At 46.5% G+C, this 21,502-nt stretch carries 10 protein-coding genes; 2 read left to right on the top strand and 8 right to left on the bottom strand.

Going from position 1 to position 21,502, the window contains the following annotated elements; all coding sequences use genetic code 11:
* Positions 1-5: 5 nt before the first annotated feature.
* The 4 genes from A3CY_RS22155 to A3CY_RS0114830 form a co-directional block, all read right to left on the bottom strand.
* Positions 6-674, bottom strand: a complete 669-nt coding sequence (locus tag A3CY_RS22155) for a hypothetical protein (protein ID WP_018338721.1) — start codon at positions 672-674, stop codon at positions 6-8.
* Between the two features lie 19 nt (positions 675-693).
* Positions 694-4,626 carry a DUF6443 domain-containing protein gene (locus A3CY_RS21175; RefSeq protein WP_155828370.1) on the bottom strand — a complete coding sequence of 1,311 codons (3,933 nt, stop codon included), beginning with the start codon at positions 4,624-4,626 and terminating at the stop codon, positions 694-696.
* A 20-nt stretch (positions 4,627-4,646) separates the two neighbouring features.
* Entirely contained in the window at positions 4,647-8,507 is a 3,861-nt protein-coding gene (locus tag A3CY_RS0114835) for a hypothetical protein (RefSeq protein WP_018338719.1), read from the bottom strand.
* Positions 8,508-9,056: 549 nt separating this feature from the next.
* Positions 9,057-10,280 carry a mechanosensitive ion channel family protein gene (locus A3CY_RS0114830; RefSeq protein ID WP_018338718.1) on the bottom strand — a complete coding sequence of 408 codons (1,224 nt, stop codon included), beginning with the start codon at positions 10,278-10,280 and terminating at the stop codon, positions 9,057-9,059.
* Positions 10,281-10,545: 265 nt separating this feature from the next.
* Here A3CY_RS0114830 and A3CY_RS0114825 point away from each other — a divergent pair, with 265 nt between their 5' ends.
* A complete protein-coding gene (locus tag A3CY_RS0114825; RefSeq protein WP_018338717.1) occupies positions 10,546-13,365 on the top strand; it encodes a M16 family metallopeptidase in 2,820 nt (939 codons plus the stop codon).
* A gap of 64 nt (positions 13,366-13,429) precedes the next feature.
* Here A3CY_RS0114825 and A3CY_RS0114820 read toward each other — a convergent pair whose 3' ends face one another.
* A complete protein-coding gene (locus A3CY_RS0114820) occupies positions 13,430-15,550 on the bottom strand; it encodes an HRDC domain-containing protein (RefSeq protein WP_018338716.1) in 2,121 nt (706 codons plus the stop codon).
* A gap of 350 nt (positions 15,551-15,900) precedes the next feature.
* Here A3CY_RS0114820 and A3CY_RS0114815 point away from each other — a divergent pair, with 350 nt between their 5' ends.
* Entirely contained in the window at positions 15,901-17,136 is a 1,236-nt protein-coding gene (locus A3CY_RS0114815; RefSeq protein WP_018338715.1) for an MFS transporter, read from the top strand.
* Positions 17,137-17,201: 65 nt separating this feature from the next.
* Here the strand turns inward: A3CY_RS0114815 and A3CY_RS0114810 are convergent, their stop codons facing one another.
* The 3 genes from A3CY_RS0114810 to A3CY_RS0114800 form a co-directional block, all read right to left on the bottom strand.
* On the bottom strand, positions 17,202-19,199 hold the full coding sequence (locus tag A3CY_RS0114810; protein ID WP_026207716.1) for a protein-disulfide reductase DsbD family protein: 1,998 nt from the start codon (positions 19,197-19,199) through the stop codon (positions 17,202-17,204).
* A gap of 159 nt (positions 19,200-19,358) precedes the next feature.
* Positions 19,359-20,906, bottom strand: coding sequence for an Rne/Rng family ribonuclease (locus tag A3CY_RS0114805; protein WP_026207715.1), 1,548 nt, complete (start codon positions 20,904-20,906; stop codon positions 19,359-19,361).
* A gap of 186 nt (positions 20,907-21,092) precedes the next feature.
* Positions 21,093-21,395, bottom strand: coding sequence for an HU family DNA-binding protein (locus A3CY_RS0114800; protein WP_255366243.1), 303 nt, complete (start codon positions 21,393-21,395; stop codon positions 21,093-21,095).
* Positions 21,396-21,502: the final 107 nt, after the last annotated feature.

Here is a 21,502-nt window from a genome sequence, read left to right as displayed (position 1 = left end):
TATTATTAAAAATCCCATTTCGTTTTATGATGCCCACTTCCATTTACATGAATGTGACTCACATTAGACCCCTTCTTTCCCTTGGGAGTTGCCGCATCTATTCTCAATTTTTCATGAAATACTCCATCTTTAATTATTCCATAACTTCCTTTTCTATAAGGATTTTGCACATAATGTTTTGGTATATTAGCTCCTTTAGGTAACACAACTCCATTCTCTGTCACAACAAATACCACTTCAGATCTCATGCGAGCTGTTGTATTCAAGCCAACAATTGTCGCCTTTGCACCCACTAACAATAATTCCGGGTTAGTCCATTGACTTGTTGCCTCGCTAAAGGACATCCTTATAGCATTCCAAAAAGTTGGCTTCAATAAAAAACGAGCGGCATTATTTCGAGCCCACTTGCTATTAAATTGGTCCAAGACTCGAAGAGCTTCTTCGGAAAATTGGAAACCTGCTAAACCTAACTCGTCTTTCCAGTATTGATTCCATGTCGGGTTATTCAAGTATCCACAACTATTATACCACTTCACTTCTTTATCAAACTCTTGGCGACGATTATTAGGAACCATAACAACATCATCACTACCGTCATTCGTTTGCAAAATCACATTGTAATTTTCATCCACGTAATGAGTCATCAAAGCCCCGTTAGGATCAATAAATATCATGGGGTTTCCCGAACAATAATTATAAGGAGATAATGAAACAATTCTCTTGAAAAGGATCTCCCACAAACCATATCCCTAACTCGCTATCATACATCCTTGCGCCGTAATCCAGGTAACCCAAACCACCCGTCACCTGCTCCTCCTTCCCGTTGTACTTGAAACGATTCACGGCCTGTTGAGGGTAATCTGCCCTCATGTGCCTAGCCCCGAAAGGATAGTAATCGTTCCGCTCCTTCACCACCCCGCTACCATCCACGATCACCCGGACGCTACCCAGGTGATCCGTCAGGAAGTAATTCACCTCCTGTCCACCCGTGCCCGTCAGAATCACGCCATCACCGAAACTCGCCGACTCCAGTTGCAAACCGCCACCGCCACTCTTGTATGTCAAAGAACCCACGTAGTCAAAACCGTTGCTCCCCGCGTCACGTACCCGCAACTTCGTACCGTCAGCGAGGTAACCGTAACTCGCCTTCACCGTGCTGCCGGTCTTGACTTCACTCAACAAATTTAATACATTATAAGATAAATTCAAAGCACGGCGGCTATCATTTACCAGGTTACCGTTCTTGTCATAAACGTAACTACCCGCGGCGGCACTTCCCGACGAGTAAACATCACCGGTGGGAGAGGTTCGAACATTCTCCGTCAAACCCGTCAATTGATTCCCCGTGTAACTGTAAACCAGGTCATCCACCGTGGTCCCGTTAGCCGTCCGCTGCAACGTCTTGATATTCCCGTTACGGTCATAAGTGATCCCCCTTTCCAGGTAACTGCCCGACAACGCCAACCACGTCGTCCCACTCTTCTGTTTCTGCACCGTGCCCGTCAACCGGTTCACACCGTCATAAGCGAAACCGTACATCAAGGCGGCGCCCGTCCCCTGCTGCCACTCCCACTCGCTGATGTTGCCGTTCCAGCAAGTATCCGCGCCTCCCGACGGGTTCTCGTAACGCAACTTCATCTTGAAAGGCACGCTCTCCTTCCCCGTCAACCACCCCCGGGTGTTGTAAGCCAGCGTTTCCTCCACCGTACCGTGTTTCTTTTTCACCAGCCGACCCACCGCGTCGTACGTGTAACTCGTCGTCGCCGGGCTCCCGTTGTTTAACTTCACCGTCGAGGACAACAACCGACCACGGTCGTCGTACGTGTTATCCGTTTCCAGCACGTCAGTCCGACCCCCGACAACATGGCTCTCCCGCTGCCTCACCACGTTACCCGTGAAATCGTACTTCATGTCCACACGGCTCAAACCACCCGCCAGGTTATCGCTCACCGTCTGGATAACACGGCAACGGTCATCGTAATACGTCGTCACCGTCAACCATTTCACCGGGTTTACTCCCAGTACCCTCGTCCTCACGCTCGTCACCAGCCCGGTCACCAGGTTATGGTACCCCGTGGCGTACCCTCCCGTCGCCTCGAAGGGAAGGACGGGCACATCCGCCGTGCCCGTGTAACTGTCATACAACGTGTGTTGCAAGGGAGAGCGGCTCCCCGCGGGGAGGTAATTATCACTCGTCGTCGCCGCCCCTTGTAACGCAGCATGACTCTTCACCGTTCCCGTTATCACGACCTCGCCCGTTTCCACCACGCGGTTCCGCCCGTCATACAGCGAGTAGCTCCACTTGTCGGCGTTCTCCGCCCGCTGCTTCCCGTCCTGGCTCAACACCAGCCGGTCACGCTTGTCGTAAACCAGGTACACCGGGTCACACCCCGGCAACTGTTTCAGGATTAACCTCCCGAAACGGTCATGTTCATAGTAATACCCGAACTGACGTATCGCCGCCGTCGCCCGACTTGCCGTCGTACCCACCCGGGCGCTAGCCTCCGGCGACAACACGTACCTCAACAGCCCCCGGTCATCGTGAACGCTGTAAGTTTCCAAACGGTTATTGTCACTCTCCACGTTCACCTCCAGCACCGTACGCCCCTGGTTGTCCGTGTACGTTTCCACCCGGTTGCCGTCCTCGTCCGTCGTCACCACCTTCTCCAGGCTACCGGCACGATAGTAACCCGACTGCACCAGCTCGCCGTTATCCCTCACCCGGTACAGGCGCACCTCGTTCGCCTCGTTCAGGTGATAGCCCGTCGTCACGCCCTTTCCTGCCTCGTGCCAGCTCTTTCCCGGTCCTGTCCGCTTCACCACCCGGTCGAGGGGACTACCGTCATACCCGGTTAAAGTGTACATGTAACCCGCCTCGCCAGTGCCATACATCGACCACCTCGACGGCGACAAGCCGCCCGCCACGAAACCGCCTTGATTACCCTCCAGGGCGTAGGGAACGTGCTCTCGCTCCACCCGCCCCAGCACACCGTACTCGTGGACTTTCACGATATCCCCCGTGCCACCGGGACTCCCATTCACCCGGATCTCCTGCAACGGGCGGCCGAAACCATCAAGGTAAGTCACGTCACTGACCGTTCGAGCCGTCGTGCTTGTCGTGGTCGGGTCAAGATAAACGGTTTCCACCACGTAATTCTCCGTTGACGTGTAATGGACACCGTTATCACGGTCAACGGTCACGCTACCCGTCATCGGTACGAAATAATCTTGCAGCCCAGCCTCTATCGTGTAATTTCCCGCTTCCCTCGCGCTGAAAGAGAGTGCTGCCCCGGTCCCTTGTCGAGACGCCACCACGTTCCCGTCTTTCAGTAAACGATAAGTAAGTATGGTTTGCGAGCCGGGTAAGGTTATTTCAACAGGGTTGTTATTGTAAATGGTTCCCCCGCCGCCGACACGCTCCCGCGTGATCTTCGGCCAGATGCCCACGCTACCGTTCATCCAAACTTCCTGCCCGTCCTGCTCCGCTTTCACCCGGTATCGCCCGTACGCCTGCAAGCGTGAGAATTGTTGTGCCGACAGGGTTTGACCCGCGACCAACTCGCCGTCACGATATAACTTGTAATTGACCAGTATCTGCTGGCCGCTCATCTTTACCGTGCCGTACTCGCCTTCCCCGATTTCCCCGCCGCCGCTCAAATCGTACACTTGCAAAGTTCCACCGGGAGGCTGGGAGACTTCCAGGAACAGGTTATCCACCGGGTTCAACATGAAAAAAGCGTATTTTGTCGTGTCGCCGCAATTGGGTCCCCGGCCTATCGCAATCTGACCGGTTGTCGACGTGGAAAAAACGAACCTCAACACGAACGTCGAGTCCCACGCGGCGGACTCTCCCCGCCAGAGCGAAAGCGAGATCTCTTCAAGCTCTTCCCTCCCTCGCGAATAGCCCGGGTCTATGGTGAAAGGGATTAGCTGCCCTTCACCATCCTTGGACAGGGTTACCCGGGGCGAGGATGACACGGTTATTTTCCCTTGCAACACGCCGTAACAAGCCACGCTTGCGCTCCCGTTCATCTCTCGTGTCATGTCACCGCGAGTGGCCTTTATCGTGTAATCACCCGCGTTAACCACCCAGAAACACAACGGGGAACCTGTGCCCGGCAAGGAAGCTTGCAAGGTCGTTCCCCGGTACAATTTATACGTCGTGCCTTGTTCCGAACCCGTCAAGGTCACCGGGGTCCTTTTACCGGGATATATCGTGGCGTTGCCGCCAACCGTGAACATTTTAGGAACCACTCCCGGACCGTATTGATAAACAAAATACGGCCTGCTCGTCAGGAGCGAGAGGAACACGCACCACCGGGGCTCTCCCGTGTCGTTCGCCTGTACTTGCGCCACGAGCACTCCCGTCAAAGAGGAACCGTCCGGTATCACGTCAACGACATGCAGCCACGTCCAGGATTGCTGCTGTAAAAAATCATTTATCTGCTTGATCGTGGTTTGTTTATCCAGGGTTTCCCTCGCGCTGTATCGCAGCGCGAAATAACCTTCCGCCCCGTCTATCTTGATCGTGTCCGGGTTTGCCGACAAATCCAAGCTGGGATAGCCTTGCCCCAACGTCAACAGGGACAAGAACAACATGCAGGTTAACAATTGTAATCGTTTCATATCTTTCAGGTTTGAGGTTATCAATTCAATTCCACCACGTTATACTGGTACTCTTTTATCACGTTCCCGTGCCGGTCCTTCACCCGCGTCAAGCGTCCCGCCGCATCGTACTCGTTCACCTCCATCTCGCCGTTCTGGTTGAAACGGCAAAATACCGTGCCGTCCCAATTGTACGAGGTAGCCTCGAATGCCACGTCCGCCGGGACCAACGCGCAATACGCCACCCCGGAAGCGGGGGTGTTTATTCTCACTGACGTCACGTTCTCGTGATTGCCGAGCTCCAGATCAAAACTTTGCAAAGAATACCCCGATGAATTCAATAATTTGAAAGTTCCCGATACACTTCCCCCGGAATGTACGATCGTGTAGTTTATATCACCGGCACAATCTTTCGCCACCGCAAACAACCTCACGCGCTTGATTTCCGGAAGTACCGTTATTTCAAGAAGGTCGTTACAGTTCCAGTACCTCTCCATCCCCGGTAAATAATTGTACTTTAAAACATTAAATTCCCGGATTATATCCCTATATATAAAATCACAAAGACGATAGACCAAGTATGACAAATCAGTCAGCTCGGGATGATCGCCAGCCAATTGCCAATATCGATCCTGGAACGTATGAAGATACCGGTAATTATTGGCGCTGACACTATCCAGTAAAGCGTGAAATTTCTCAAGTGCCATGGTTTGCCGGGCAGCAACCGCAAGGATCACCTCTTTCATGATCTCATGTTCTCGGCTCCAAGCATAGCGTTGAAACTCTTCCGATTCTTGGTTTATATCTATTCCCTCGAATATCTGCCAGAATCTCGAGAAAACAGAATGAGACTCCTGTAACACTTGCATTCCACGAATCGCCCGCGATGCCTCGCCGTATTTCTTCAAATCTATCGCCGCCACGCCTCCCGCAGGCACGTGTTCCGCTTTCAATATCATGTGCCCGAAGTTGGAATCGTAACATCGGGCAACTTCTCCCGTGTTCGTTTTAATGGCTACCGGCAAGTACCGTTGATTGCTTTGCCGGTAAACCACATCCTGTTCCAGCAAATAGTTGGCTTGCCCCAGCGTGAACAAATTTACATCGGGCGACGCGAGCGAAGAGAATGCCAGCGTGTTAGTCGAGCTCGGGTAAAAAGCGTATGCCTGTGCCACTCCCCAGTAACAACAACTATCCTCTTGCGGCATCTCGTGCACGAAAACACGTTCCTTTTCTATCGTGTCACCTTTCAACCGGATCTCCTTGATTACCGGGGTCAGGATATTCTTTTCTTTCATCCTCTCAAAAACCGGATTGGATACATCCGCCATCTCCGTCACTCGTTTCGTGACCGTGGTGTACGTGTTTCCCTTGGCATCTGTTGTCAAAACACGCGTGGGATAACTCGAGTTCACAGCATTATCATAGAAATATTCTACTTTCTGATAAGGCATTCCGGTTGCTTTACTGGAAAAATCCGACTTCGATGGACTGCTCGTGACTTGAGATTCAAACCGGTACACGGACTTCTCTTTCAACCGTGTTTTTCCCCCATATTTAATACAATAGACTTGCCCTGGCAATCGCACGCTCACGCGAGGCTTGATATTATACACGTAGTACTCTTCATACGGGTCAATATAATACCATGAATAACCATCCTGGTATAATACAATCTTACCTTGGTCTCGATAATAATTTTCCAGGAATTCTTCGTCCATGTAGTACTCGTAAGCTTTAACTTGCGTGATCGTTCGCTTGTACCAATCTGCCGTGTCCGCGAGCACGAAATACTCGTCCCCGAAGGCGTGGTACGAATCGGTGGCATACTTGAATTTCACGAGTTCCTTGAGCCGACCGTCACTATCGTAAGTCGCTTCGCCAAGTGGCAAACCAGCCAACCAAAAAGCGCGTGGGTCCAACGAGTAGACAACAGGAGGCTCATAAAACAAGTAAGCTTTTGTCCCCTTTCCCCGGGTAGATTCCAGCACGTACGGGTAATAAATCCCGTTATTGCCCGTGTTCACGCAAGACATATTCGTGTATTTCACTCTCGAGAGTGTGACATCATCATAAAAACCGGCATACTCGATGATATCATGATTCGATACATGCGAGAAAACGGGAACACCTCGCGTGGGATACCGGTAATGAATCGTGTCATGCGTGTTGCTCTTGTCCTCATCCACTTGCAATGATTTTATTCGAATTCCCCCGAAAAGATTGGAACCGAAAGTGATCAGCGTGTTACTTTCATAATCGATAATCATTTTTCCCCCCGTCGTTGTCGTAATTCTCTCAAGAGACCCTATTTTAGCGTAATCCGCATCCACGGCAAGGCTGAACTCGTCATCGTTGTCCCCCGACCTGCGCCTGTAATATCCCCATGCGTCTACAATCTCTCCGCCGGACGAGGGTCTCGTGTAATAATCAAATTTAATCCGCTGGACTTCCCGCTCGCTCTTATCCAAAACACACAACCGGTTTAACGTGTTATAACCATCTAGTTTAACGCTCGAGATCACTTCCCCCAGCACGTTTCTCGACAAAATTTGTTCAAGGCGGTACTTTCCCCACCCGCTCGAGTACTTGAACTCGATAAATTGCCCGTCACTCGAGATGCGGGTTAAAACAGGGGATTTAACGGTGAACGCGGTACCGCTCGAGCATTCCCGCGAAGAAACATTATAATCCACCTCGTCCAAGCTGCGCGTGACGCAACTTTTAGCCGACTTAAAAAACAAGGCAGCCATTCTGGCATTATGGGATGATGAATTCTCGTACATGTGAATCAATTCATTCAGTATTTGAATCAACTCGTTGGAGGCATTCGTTATGCTAGTGAAGTTCGCCACTTGTCCCATGATTCTGAAATTAGCGTTAATGGCTGCTTGCCCGGATTCAAAAAAAGGGTTACGTATCCATTGCCCGCTTGCCAGGTACTTGTACATCTCGTTATTCAACTGCATTTCAAGGGAAAAACTATTCAAGTAACTTTTAGCCATACTAATATCTTGATCAAATTCGGCTTTGTATTTCGAGAAATCGAACACCCGTTCCCGCATTTTCCTCCCGTAAAAATACAGAGATTTATAAGAGGAATAAAACCTTGTCGTGTTAATATCTTCCTGCGAATCCTCGTAAAGTTGCACTTCCGCCAGGTAAGTAAACTCGATAGGCTTTTGATTGCATGGCTCTATCCGGTTCAAGTACCACGACGAAACGTAAGTTTTATTGCGGATCCCGTTAAAACTGATGGCATCTTCCTTTATGATGTCAACAGAATATTCTTTTTGCCTGTAAATATATCGATTCCCGCTTTCGTCCGTGACAATCCAACCGTCGATTTCACGCCCGTACTCCGATTCACACTCGATACGGACATTCGTCCGCTCCAAAGGGTCCGCGTACACCCGGTAATTCTCGTCCATTTTGATTATAAAACTCACGGACCGCCCGTTAAAAACCGCGGTGAAAATATCACATTCCCCGTCACGCTCCCGCTTGTTCACCCCGGTAACATCATCGGACAAAGGAAGCGCGTCTCGAGCTCTGTCTGCCCATAAATACCCATAAGGCGAACTCTCGTCGGCAATCCCTCCCCGTATCGTTCGGGTTACAACACCTCCCGTGTTCAGCAACCAGTTATAGCCCACGAGCCCGCTCTCGTCCTCTTCCCTTACCCCTCGAGCCGCATAATCAAGGCTGATAGGCAACTGGAAATCACCCACCCCGAGAGTGAATAATGGAACCTTGTAATGAAAAATTCCGGTCGAGTGATCCACCGTGACATTCTTGGAATCCAGGTAACTTTGTGCCTGCTTGCTCGGTTCAAAGTCCTGTGCTCCCGCTGTTCCTTCCATGAAAAGGATACAACAAAACAATAACATCGTCCGTTTCATAATCTTTTGTTATTAGTAATTAGCTTTCAAATTTTAAACTTCGACACGTGTAGTAAGGTTAATTTTTTCCCCTCGGTTTAGAAGAAAAATAAGTTATCGGCACCGCTCCTGCTTTTACAACAGGAGCTATCGCCAGTAACGGGAAAAGCTGTATTTTTTTATTGGCATACCCATTGCCACCAGGCACCTTCTCGTACCTGACAAAGGAAAAAACGCGAGAAACTTATTCCCCTGATTATGCCGTCCTCTTCTCGATAATTTCCGAATTGCTTGTATACTTGTAACCAGAACCATAACGAAACATATACAATTCAAAAAGTACCTACCTATTAATTTACGTTTTTAAAATCAATATGTAAATATACAAAAAAATATACGAATATTGAAACTGAAAAAGAAAAATTTACCGCCCACACCATCCTCGACCTCATAATTTCTCGCTTCGAACTACCCTAGTTATGATGAATTCCTATAACAAATATAAACCATCAACAAATATACCTCATTTCAAACATGTAAAATATTCCTTTTCACGTTCTTCCCTCTCGTTTACAATTTTGACGGGTACTGGAACACCCGCAAATGGAAGTAAGGCATCACGGCAAGCAAATGGTCAAAAATATCGGATTGAACTTTCTCGTATGCTACCCATTCTTGAATACGGGAGAAACAATATATTTCCAACGGAATACCCGTGGCGGTGGGTTGCAACTGCCGCACCATATAAGTCATATCCATATTCAGGTTCGGGTTCGCCTGTAACTTCCGCACGGCATACTGGCGAAACACGCCCAAATTCGTTAACCGCCGTTCATCCAACACGTCCTCTTTCCCTTTGTTCTGCTCTGTCAACACGGGAAGGATATCCTCGATATACTCTTTCAACACTTCGGACTTCCTCAACATATCAATTTCCTCGTCCGACAGGAAATGCACCGAGAGCATATCAATGCTGATGTAACGCATGATACGCCTCCCCGCCGATTCCTCCATACCCCGCCAGTTCGTGAAGGAATTGGACACCAGTTGATACGTCGGGACGGTCGTGATCGTCATGTCCCAGTTTTGTACCTTCACCGTGTATAAATTGATTTCCAACACAGTACCATTAGCGTTATTACTCGGCATCACGATCCAATCGCCGATACGCACCATCTGGTTCGACAGCAACTGCACCCCCGCGACAAATCCCAAAATGGCATCCTTGAAAATCAACATCAACACGGCTGCAAACGCACCCAATCCCACGAGCAAGTTCCGGGGCGACTCCCCTATAAATACACTCACGATCGTGATAACGACTGCCGATACCACGAATATCTTAATCACCTGCACGAACACCTTGATAGGTCTGTCACGTGATACCGGGTAGGACTCGTAAATCCGGTTAATAGCGTCGAGCACCGAAACAATCACATACCCTGCCACGACGAGAATCCATGCCACGATAAAACGATGGAAAAGTTCGATATGATCCCATTTCCCGTAAACAATTTTAAAAGCGAAATCAATAAACACAGGGGGAACCAAATTGAAAATCTTCTGAAAAACATGTTCCTCCAAGAAAATATCATCCCATTTGGTCTTCGTTCGACGAACCAACCCGGTAATCAACCGGATTGTACCCTTCCGAACCAGAAAAGCAAATATAAAAGCGACCAGACAAATCACAACAATCTGCAACATCACTTCCACGACAGATGCCGTTTCGGGATTTTCTATTCCTAAATTGAGCCAAGAAAACCACTTGCTTAAATCCATTTTCAACATCATCCTATTTTCCTCCTTTTTTATATGCCCTATACGAGATTCGACAAGGAAAAGATGAGAATTATATATTTTTCTGCTTCTAAAACACCTGATAAGTTAAAATCATATTAACATAGATACCTCCCCAACAACTCTCGTAACCTCTTATTTTTCTCTATTTTCACAATTCCGCCATAAATTAACGTTAAAGATTTTAAGGAGTCGAATATATTTACTTACACTTTACTATATTTGCATCCACAAACATTAAAACATTAAAATAATTCGTATGACAAAGAAACTATTAACCGTGTGTGCTTTATTGGCGCTGCTCAGCACGAGCCTGTTCGCCCAATATGACATGAACGCACCACTTCCCAAAGACCCGAATGTCAGGACGGGAAAATTAGCTAACGGATTGACTTACTACATCCGCCACAACGCGGAACCCAAAGAGAGAGCAAGTTTTTACATCATCCAGAACGTGGGGGCTATCCTTGAAAACGACGACCAAAACGGTTTGGCACACTTCCTGGAACACATGGCATTCAACGGAACCAAACACTTCCCCGGGAGAAAAGGTATCACCAATATGTTGGAAAAACATGGCGTTGAATTCGGTAGAAACGTGAACGCTTACACGGCACAGGACGAAACCGTATACAATATCAGTGACGTTCCCACGACAAACCCGGGCTTACTGGATACTTGCCTGCTCGTGCTTCACGACTGGTCACACTATCTTTTGCTGGTTGACGAGGAGATCGACGGCGAAAGAGGTGTTATTTCCGAAGAGTGGAGAACCAGAAGAGATGCTGGTTTCCGCATGAGAGCCGTAACTATGCCGGTTCTTTTGAACGGTTCAAAATATGCCAAAAGAGATGTAATCGGAGATTTGAACATCATCAAGAACTTCAAATACCAAACACTCCGTGACTACTATCACAAATGGTATCGTCCCGATTTACAAGCGATTGCCGTTGTAGGTGATTTCGACGCGGATCAAATGGAGAAAAAAGTAAAAGAATTATTTTCCAAGATTCCGACTCCCGTGAATCCTGCCGTGAGGGAATCTTTCGAAGTTCTTCCTCACGAAGGAATCAAATTCGTATGTGCCACGGATAAGGAAGTAACCAATTCTTCTATTGCCGTGTACATCAAATACCCGTCAGCCACGAAAGAAGAAAAAGGGAAAAACGAAGCCTTGAAAAAAGGAATCATTCAATCTTTCTACAACACCATGTTGGCTCAACGCATCTCAGAACTACTTCAAAAAGGTAATCCTCCTTTCATCAACGGAAGTGCAGGTTTCGCCGGTAATATCGTGAGAGGTGTATCCGCTTACTACTTCGGTGCTACGGCAAAGCCGAACGAAGAAGCAGAAGCACTGGAAGCAATCTATCGTGAAAACGAAAGAGTGAAGAGATTCGGTTTCACGAAAGGAGAACTCGAAAGAGCAAAAACAAATATGTTGGTAGGCTTGGAATCAGCTAACAAGCAAAAAGACAAAACTACTTCCGAAGCTTACATCAATGAAATAAAAGAAAACTTCTTGGAAGGTGATCCTATCGTTGACTTTGATTATTACTACGAGTTTGCCAAAGCCGTTATCCCGACGATTACCGTTGAGGAAGTATCCGCTCTGGCTAAACAATACATCAAGAAAGACAACATGGTAATCATTGTACAAGGTCCGGCTGAAGGAGTAAAACACATCACGGAAGCCGAAGCCATTGCAGCCTTGAACAACGTGGAGAACTCTCAGCTCGAACCGTACAAGGATCAAGACTCCGAAGCCCAGTTGATCAACGAAGATTTAAAAGGTTCAAAGATTATCGCTACCAAGAAATTACCGCAATTCGAAGCCGAAGAGTGGACGCTGGAAAACGGCGCAAAAGTAGTATTCCGTAAAGCCGATTTCGAGAAAGATCAAGTATCCGTGGCTTCTTATAGCAAGGGAGGAACTTCCTTGTATGGCGTGGACAAATTAGCATCCGCACAAGTTGTGGCTGATTTTATGGGAGCCTATGGATTGGGTGACTACGACGCAATTACCTTGAAGAAATTGTTAACGGGTAAACAAGCCAGCGTGGGTATCGGTATCAGCGGATTGTCCGAATCTGTTGGCGGAGGTTCAACTCCCGGAGATTTCGAAACTTTGATGCAATTGATCTATTTGACCTTCGAAAAACCCCGTTTTGACAAGGAAGTACACAACTCCATCATGGAGCGTAATTATGCGGCTATTGCCAACATGAACAATAACCCCAAAAAAATCATGCAGGATTCTATCAGCAGAATCATGAGTAATTACAGCCCGAGAAACATCTTGTTCGGCAAGGAATTCCTGGATCAAATAAGCATCGAGCAAATTGAAGAGATCTATCGCGACCGTATCAAAGACATCAGCGACTTCACCTTCTTCATCGTGGGTAACATCGATGCAGAAACCGTGAAACCTCTGGTTGAAAAATACTTGGGTTCCGTAAAATCTTACAACCGCAAAGAAAATTGGGTTGACAACAAGGTGAGAGGTCCGAAGGGCAAAACGGTGAAAGTAATCGAACTTCCGCTGCAAGACCCGAAAGCTACCGTTATCACGAGCTTCTCTAAAGACATGAAAGTCAATACTCACGACAATATCTGCCAAAATATCTTGAAAGGCGTACTCGATCAAAGATATTTGACAAATATCCGTGAAAAAGAAGGCGGCACTTATGGCGTTAGCGTTCAAGCCGGATCATCCAGAGAACCGTACCAAAGTTATAGCATGAGCATGATTTTCGATTGCGACCCGGACAAAGCTGAACACTTGAAATCATTAATCTATGCCGAAATCGACAAGTTAATGCAAGAAGCTCCCACCCAGGAAGAGATCGACAAAGTAATCACGACCATAAAGAAAAACCGTGAACAAGCTAAGCCTCACAATAACTATTGGATGAGTGCTATTCAAACTTACTACCTCCGCGGTATCGATATTACCGATCCGAAAAACTTCGATAATATCATCGACAAGATCACCACGAAGGATGTACAGAAATTCACCAAGAAATTATTCAAGGGAGCTGACGTTGTTGATTTGATGTTCGTTCCGGAGAAAAAATAAGATAATATTACTTGTTTGTAAAAAAGACCGCTTTTCAGCGGTCTTTTTTTTATAATATGAAGATTTAAAATCCCCTGTACTCATCTACCATATCCAGAATGACAGCTCCGTAGCGTTCCACAATCCGCTTGCCGATTCCCGGCACGGCTAACAGCTCCTTCGTATTTGTCGGCAGCAGATTACTGATACCTAACAGAGCTTTCTGTTGCAGCACCGTGTACACGGGGAGTTTCAATCGCTCTGCTTCCTTGTTCCGCCAAGTACGAAGTATGGTGTACAATTTGGGATGCAATATATCGGAAGATACTTCCGCTTTTATCATACCCGCTTTCTTTGCCTTGATTTTCACTTTCGGGGCATCAATCAATGCTTTCGCTTTCGCCCGTAAATAAGCGGTTACAGAGAAACCATTCTCTATCGTTTTCAAGGTTTCCATCTTCAACGTCACCTCTCCCCGGAAACGCTCCATGGCTTGTTCCACGGATTTGCGTACTTCTTTATTATCAATCTCCGGTATATCCTCTTCCAAAAAATCGGTGAATATTGCCTTCGTGTGCTCCCGGAAATAAACAGCACCTTTTCGCACCCGTTCCGCAATCGTCGGGTCGGATTCGTAAATTCCTTCCTCCGGCATCAACCGTTCCAATTGATTCTGAAACCGCTCCGCCACCATTAACAATTCCTCTGCACAACGGGCTCCCGCTAACCGGTAACGCTCCACCCACTCGGGATACAGGCGGCGTAATTGCTCATCTAATATGCGATATAAATAATGCAAGCGCCAACGGATAGCCTCGTAATCAAATTGCTCGAGCAACAATTCCCGGAAATAAGACTGCCTCGCCTGATGCAATTCCTCCGACCCCGGTTCCCGCTGTTCCACCTCGTCCACGAAATGATTGATCGCATCGTCATTTATCAAGGATCGGGAAGATACCGGGGAACTCAACACTAATCCCTCGAACGTCTTACAACGACTCAATGCCACGTACACCTGCCCGTGGGCAAAAGCCGCATTGGCATCCACAATTGCCCGTTCGAAGGTCAATCCCTGGCTTTTGTGTATCGTAATCGCCCACGCCGTCTTCAATGGATATTGGCTGAATCGTCCTTCCACCATCTCGACAATCTCTTTCGATTCCTCGTCCAGCGTGTATTTCGTATTCGTCCATTCCTCCCGGTTAACCAGAATCCGCATCCCGTCTTCCTTCCCCACGACTTCAATCGTGTTATTGTTTATCGCGGTAATCTTACCGATTTTCCCGTTGTAATAACGCTTTTCCGGGGATGAATCATTCTTCACGAACATGACCTGCGCCCCTTTCTTCAACACGAGCAAATCATCCGTGGGATATGAATAAGCCGGAAAATTATCCTTGATCTCCGCCTTAAACGTGTATGCCTTCGTGTCCAAAGCCGCCATTTTCAAATCATTAATCCGCTGCGCCTGATGATTGTGCGTTGTCAGCGTGATATAGCCTTCCTCATCTGACGGGGCGAATCCCGGTATATATCGCTGATTCAACATATCCAATACCGAGGCGTCCACTCTATTCTCTCTCACCCGGTTCAACAAATCTAAAAACACGCCATCCTGCTGACGGTACACCCGTTTCAATTCGATTGGCACGTAACGGGTTGCCGCCAACGCCTTGCTATGGAAAAAATAAGCCGACTCGTAATGTTGTTTCAATAACGCCCATTCATCCTCTTTCACCACAGGTGCCAACTGCTGCAAATCACCGATCAACAGTAATTGCACTCCCCCGAAAGCCTCATTGCGATTCCGGTAACGCCGTAACACATCATCTATGGCATCCAACAAATCCGCTCGCACCATACTCACCTCGTCGATCACCAACAAATCGATGGTCTTGATTATATTGATTTTCTCCCGGCTAAACTTATTCGTGAAACGAGCCTTGCCGTCCTGAGTCACGACATCCGTGACTCCCGGTATATAAGGACCGAACGGTAACTGGAAAAACGAGTGAATCGTGACACCTCCCGCATTAATCGCCGCTACACCTGTCGGTGCCACCACGATCATCCGTTTCGGCGAACGCTCTTTCAAGTTCCGCAAAAACGTGGTTTTTCCCGTACCCGCCTTCCCCGTCAGGAACACGTTCACCCCGGTATATTCCAAAAAATCATATGCCAACTCCAATTGTGGATTACTTTCCATGAATCAACACTTTATGTGAATTATTACATATCCAGGTCATTACAGACGCCCTTCCATGCAAAGATATGCAAAATAATCCCTATCATTCCCTCATTTTATTAGGAATATTCATTTTATATATTTATTTTCGTGAAAATTTACAACGAAATACCATCTATGAAGATTTATCATTTCTTTATGGCAAGAAATTATAGGGTGAGAGGCTAACCAACCCCGGAACTGTTTGCCGGAGATCTTAAAAACTTTCTATTTTCGAGAAAGGTTTTTCTCGTGTATTATTATTTCAAGAAAAAATAGCACATCTCCTGGGAGAGATGCGTTTTAATGTTTAAAACTCATACAAAACAACCATGAATAACTGGAAAAAAGTATTCGCTATTATATGGACCGGACAGTTTTTCTCTATTCTGACCAGTTCTCTTGTTAATTTTGCCATCATATTATGGCTGACTTTTGAAACTAAGTCTGCCGAAACACTGGCATTTGCTACCATTGCAGCCTTGCTTCCACAAGCTATACTAGGGCTATTCTCCGGAATTCTTATCGACCGATGGAGCAGGAAGTTAATTATGATTCTATCCGATAGTTTTATTGCCTTTTGCACACTGATTCTTGCCATTCTGTTCTATTTCGAACAAGCAGAAATATGGCAGATTTACACGTTGCTAGCATTACGTTCCGTCGGATCGGCTTTCCATATGCCCTCCATGCAGGCATCCATTCCGTTGCTGGCTCCGGAACCCCAACTATTGCGCATTGCCGGGATCAACCAGATGATTCAATCCGTCAGTAATATAGCGGGACCTGCTCTCGGAGCCTTAGCGATCTCCATGCTCGACATGACTTATGTGCTTATGCTTGATGTCGTGGGCGCATTGCTCGCTTGTACGTCATTATTGTTTGTCACGATCCCCAATCCCAAACCTAGCGAAACCAAGAATAAATTGAATCTCTTACGAGATTTACGGGAAGCACAACGGGAAGTCACAAGCCATAAAGGAATGACACCTCTTTTCCTGCTCTCCATCTTGGCGACACTTTTCATTATGCCGATTAGCGTGTTGTTTCCGCTCATGACGCTCAATCACTTCTCCGGCAGTGCCTACCAAATGAGCCTTGTCGAAGCGATATGGAGCGTCGGTTCGCTTGCCGGGGGACTCGCCCTAAGCGCCCGTCAATACAAGGTCAACAAAATCATATTGATAAACGCCATGTACATCTTGTTGGGAACAGCCTTTGTCTTCTCCGGACTCTTACCGGCATCGGCTTTCGTGTGGTTTGTCGTGTTGACAGCGATTGAAGGTGTATCGGGTTCCGTGTACTACGCCTCTTTCATGACCGTGATTCAGACAAAAATAAACCCGGCGGTATTGGGTCGGGTATTCTCTATATTCATGAGCGTTAGTATGCTTCCCTCCATTCTTGGACTCATGGGTACCGGATTTATCGCCGACAATATAGGAATCACGAACACCTTCGTGATCGGAGGACTCGTGGTTTGCGCTATCGGTGCAATATCATTCTTTATCCCCTCGCTTTTTCAAGTAGGACGATTGACGGTCGGGGATGAAACCAAGAATATATAGAATTAGTTTAGTGCTAAAAAGCCACCCCGAAGGGTGGCTTTTTCATTTGCATAATCTATCACATCTTATTTGTTGCCCCGAGCTTTATACTCTTTCAATCCGTCCTGCAAGAACTTCACGAAAGCATCCCGGTCTTTGTTATGACCTCTGGCAGGTTGTAACACATGCTTCTTCAAATCTGCATCCTTCCCGCCACGGCTATCTAACAAGATATAATTCGGCTGAGCGTTTGATTCAAATTGCTTGATCTGGAAATCGGTATTCTTCTTTCCAAGCGTATTCTTTTTCTTACCATCATAATCAGATACATAAACCTCTTCTGCGGGCAATTTCGTTTTGTCGTCCACGTAAAGCGCTACTACAATATAGTCGTTCTTCAACATCTCCAATACACGAGGATCAGACCATACACTTTGCTCCATCTCGCGGCAATTCACGCAACCATGACCCGTGAAGTCAATAAACAACGGCTTATTCTGAGCTTGTGCGGCTTTCAATGCCTGCTCATAATCAAAATACCCGTCTAAACCATGAGGCAAGTGCAGAAAGTCGGAATACTTCACAGGCTCATTAGAAGCCGCACTAGATGATTGGTTTCCGACCTGGACACCACTCTTCATGATCTCCTTGGCATTATCGCGAACGATACGGTTGATATCGAAGTCTATCGTTTCTTGTGGCGGGAAATATCCGGCAAGCGCCTTCAACGGAGCACCGAACATACCCGGAATCAAATAAATCACGAAAGACATCGTTATAATAATCATTACTAAACGAGGAACTCCAATATAAGGCAAGTCACTATCGTGAGCGAATTTGATTTTACCCATTAAGTACAATGCTTGCAAAGTAAATACGGCTACCCAGATAGCGATATAAACCTCACGGTCTAACAATCCCCAATGGTAAGTCTGGTCGGCTACCATCAAGAATTTGAAACCTAAAGCAACCTCGACAAATCCTAATACGACCTTCACGGCATTCAACCAACCTCCTGATTTCGGAAGATTGCTCAATTTTGAAGGGAAGAAGGAGAAGAAACCGAAAGGCAAAGCCACGGCGATAGAGAATCCTAACATACCGATAATCGGACGTAATACAGATCCCCGGGCAGCCTCAACCAACACGGTACCCACGATCGGTGCGGTACAAGAGAATGACACCAAAACCAACGTGAACGCCATAAAGAAAGCTCCAATATATCCGCCCTTGTCTGCTTGCTTATCTGACTTGTTTACAATCCAAGACGGCAACACGATCTCGAACGCCCCGAAGAAAGAAGCGGCGAAAATCATAAATATAATAAAGAAGCAGATATTAGGCAGCCAGTTCGTACTCAACCAGTTGATAAATCCCGGTCCCAGCAGGAAAGAAATAAGCAATCCCAAGGCTGTATAAATAGCCACAATCGACAAGGCAAAGAAAACCGCTTTCGCTTTCGCTTTTGCTTTATTGGCATCCCCGTGCATAAAGAATGACACCGTCATCGGAATCATCGGGAACACGCAAGGCATCACGACGGCAAGCAAACCACTACCGAATGCTACCCAAAAGAATATCCACAGGGAATCGTCTTCCGTGGCACTCTTTTCAGCTTTAGCGTCCTTGTCCTCTAGTTTAATTGTAAAATCTTTTGTTCCCGGCACACAAGCACCTTCTTGGCAAGCCTGGAATTCAACACTACCGTTCACGGAAGTAATTCCCGAATCGGTAACCTTGACCTTTTGCTTTACAGTATACGTGTCCGTGAAATACAACACGTCTACTCCAAAGACATCATCGTGTTTCTTGTGTGGTTCACTCTCTTCCGGTTCACCGACCAACTCCACGCCTTTACCTACTTCCTCTATCGTAATTGATGTCGGCATAGGACCACCATCCGGGGTGTTGATGGAATAAACCGTCCACCCGGGTTGAATAGTTGCTTTAAAGGTCAAAGTGTATTCGTTATCCCCGGTCTTCTCCTGCGAGAATGTCCAACTTGTCGGGTCGGATATCTGGGCAAAAGCCGAGAATGCACCTACGAACAACGTAAAGATCAACGTCAATAGTCTTTTTTTCATAAAAAATTATTTAATAAAACATCAATTTGCATGCTTCTCGAAATCGTATGCGTTATCACACAGCGGACACAAAAGTACCATTAATTTGTGCTCCCACAAATTGATGGTACTATTTTAACATCGATTTAATACGAGAAAGTAAATTCGTAAGTAAAACAGCTATTCTGCTTCTATTTCTCTATTAAAACGATTGAAAAACTTATATTCGTAAATATAAAATGAAGGCACTCCAAGCACTTTCAAATGTATATGATGCTTAAAAGCCCACTTCCGACGCAGTGACCAGAAACCTTTTTTAAGATATGCCTCGATAAAAGGGTGCACCTTTAGCACGAGATTCTTTATTTTCCTTTCTTCCACCAAATATTCCAGTTGATCCTCGATCTTGTCGATCACCAGAACCGCGGCGTCCGCTTTTCCGCTCCCGTGGCAGACAGGACAAGTTTCCGTGGTCGTCACTGTCATTTCCGGTCGCACCCGTTGGCGGGTAATCTGCATCAAACCGAATTTACTTAAAGGAAGTATGGTGTGTTTGGCTCGGTCGAGTTCCATCGCCGAACGCATCTTGTCAAACAATTTCTGGCGATTCTCGGCGAGCTGCATATCAATGAAGTCAATCACGATGATTCCCCCCATGTCGCGCAATTGCAACTGGCGGGCAACCTCGTCGGCTGCTGCCAAATTTACCTCCAGGGCATTGGATTCCTGGTCATCCCCAAGCTTCACGCGGTTACCGCTATTCACGTCGATCACGTGGAAAGCCTCGGTATGTTCTATAATAAGATATGCACCGTTCTTGAATGAAACGGTACGTCCCAGCGAAGACTTGATCTGTTTGTCTACCCCGAAGTGGTCAAAAATAGGCACGTCGGTTGACACAAATTTCACGATATCTTCTTTCTCCGGGGCTATTGTACTGATATAACGTTTTATCTCCTTGCTCACGGCTAAATCATTCACGTATATATTTTCAAAAGAGGGATTCAAAATATCCCGGAGAATAACACTGGTTCGGTCAATCTCTCCCAGTATCAACTTGGGAGGCTCGATATCCCGAAGATGCTTGAAGGCGGTTTCGAAACGCTCGACAAGCTCAGTAAGTTCACTGTCAAACAACTCTGCATTCTTGCCCTCCGCGACAGTTCTGACAATCACCCCGTAATTCTTGGGGCGTATACTCTCTATCAGTCGTTTCAAACGCTTGCGTTCCTCTACCGACTTGATCTTTTGTGACACGGACACCTTTTCTGAAAAAGGCATCAAAACCAGATGACGACCGGCAATACTCAACTCTGACGTTAAGCGCGGTCCTTTCGTGGATATAGGCTCTTTCGCGACCTGTACGGCAACATATTGCCCCACGGTAAGCACGTCCCCGATCTTTCCATTCTTATTGATTTCCGGCTCCAGCTTCAATTTAGCAACGGGCATCCCCTTGCGGGCGATACATTGCTTGATATAACTCTCTAAAGAATAAAACTGGGGGCTGAGATCAAGGTAATGTAAAAAGGCGTCTTTCTCGTAACCTACATTGACGAAAGCTGCATTCAATCCGGGCATAATCTTCTTGACTTTCCCGTAATAAATGTCCCCCACCGCAAACTTTACGCTAGTCTTCTCCGTCGTCAACTCTACCAATCGCTTGTCCTTTAACAAAGCGATCACAATTTCTTCCGCTTTTACATCTATGACTAACTCAGTATTCACTACCCGATAATTAATCTATTAATCAAAATAAACCTAAAGGCACAGCCCTTAGGTTTATAATTTCAACTCACAAACGATGACTATTTCTTCTTGTGTCTGTTCTTTCTTAGTCTCTTCTTCCGTTTGTGAGTAGCCATCTTATGTCTTTTTCTTTTTTTTCCGCTTGGCATAATCTCACTCCTTTCTTTATTTTACTTGATCTTTAACCTGGTTCACAAAACTCTTCGAAGGCTTAAACGAAGGGATATTATGTGCCGGGATTTTGATCGTTACATTCTTAGAAATATTACGAGCAGTTTTTTCAGCTCTCTTTTTCACTACAAAGCTTCCAAAACCTCTTAAATAAACATTTTTTCCATCAATTACAGAACCCTTAATCGCTTCCATGAAAGCCTCAACAGTTGTCTGCACTGCAACTTTTTCAATACCAGTGGTTCTGGAAATTTCATTCACAATGTCCGCCTTTGTCATTTTCTTTAAGTATTTAATATTCAATATTATATTTCGTTTATCCTAGATTTCAGTCTGCAAATATATATCTTTTCCACAAACAATGAAACAAACTTCAGCATTTTTGTCAATATTTTTTGATACCT

The organism is Butyricimonas synergistica DSM 23225 (assembly GCF_000379665.1).
Taxonomy (GTDB): domain Bacteria; phylum Bacteroidota; class Bacteroidia; order Bacteroidales; family Marinifilaceae; genus Butyricimonas; species Butyricimonas synergistica.
This window is presented reverse-complemented; position numbering and strand designations above follow the sequence as displayed.

Bases quoted from the DNA above. Each gene is read 5' to 3' on its own strand.
- A3CY_RS0114815 (WP_018338715.1), top strand. From the start codon at position 15,901: ATGAATAACTGGAAAAAAGTATTCGCTATTATATGGACCGGACAGTTT.
- A3CY_RS0114825 (WP_018338717.1), top strand. From the start codon at position 10,546: ATGACAAAGAAACTATTAACCGTGTGTGCTTTATTGGCGCTGCTCAGC.
- A3CY_RS22155 (WP_018338721.1), bottom strand. From the start codon at position 674: ATGATATTTATTGATCCTAACGGGGCTTTGATGACTCATTACGTGGAT.
- A3CY_RS0114830 (WP_018338718.1), bottom strand. From the start codon at position 10,280: ATGATGTTGAAAATGGATTTAAGCAAGTGGTTTTCTTGGCTCAATTTA.
- A3CY_RS0114810 (WP_026207716.1), bottom strand. From the start codon at position 19,199: ATGAAAAAAAGACTATTGACGTTGATCTTTACGTTGTTCGTAGGTGCA.
- A3CY_RS21175 (WP_155828370.1), bottom strand. From the start codon at position 4,626: ATGAAACGATTACAATTGTTAACCTGCATGTTGTTCTTGTCCCTGTTG.
- A3CY_RS0114820 (WP_018338716.1), bottom strand. From the start codon at position 15,550: ATGGAAAGTAATCCACAATTGGAGTTGGCATATGATTTTTTGGAATAT.
- A3CY_RS0114835 (WP_018338719.1), bottom strand. From the start codon at position 8,507: ATGAAACGGACGATGTTATTGTTTTGTTGTATCCTTTTCATGGAAGGA.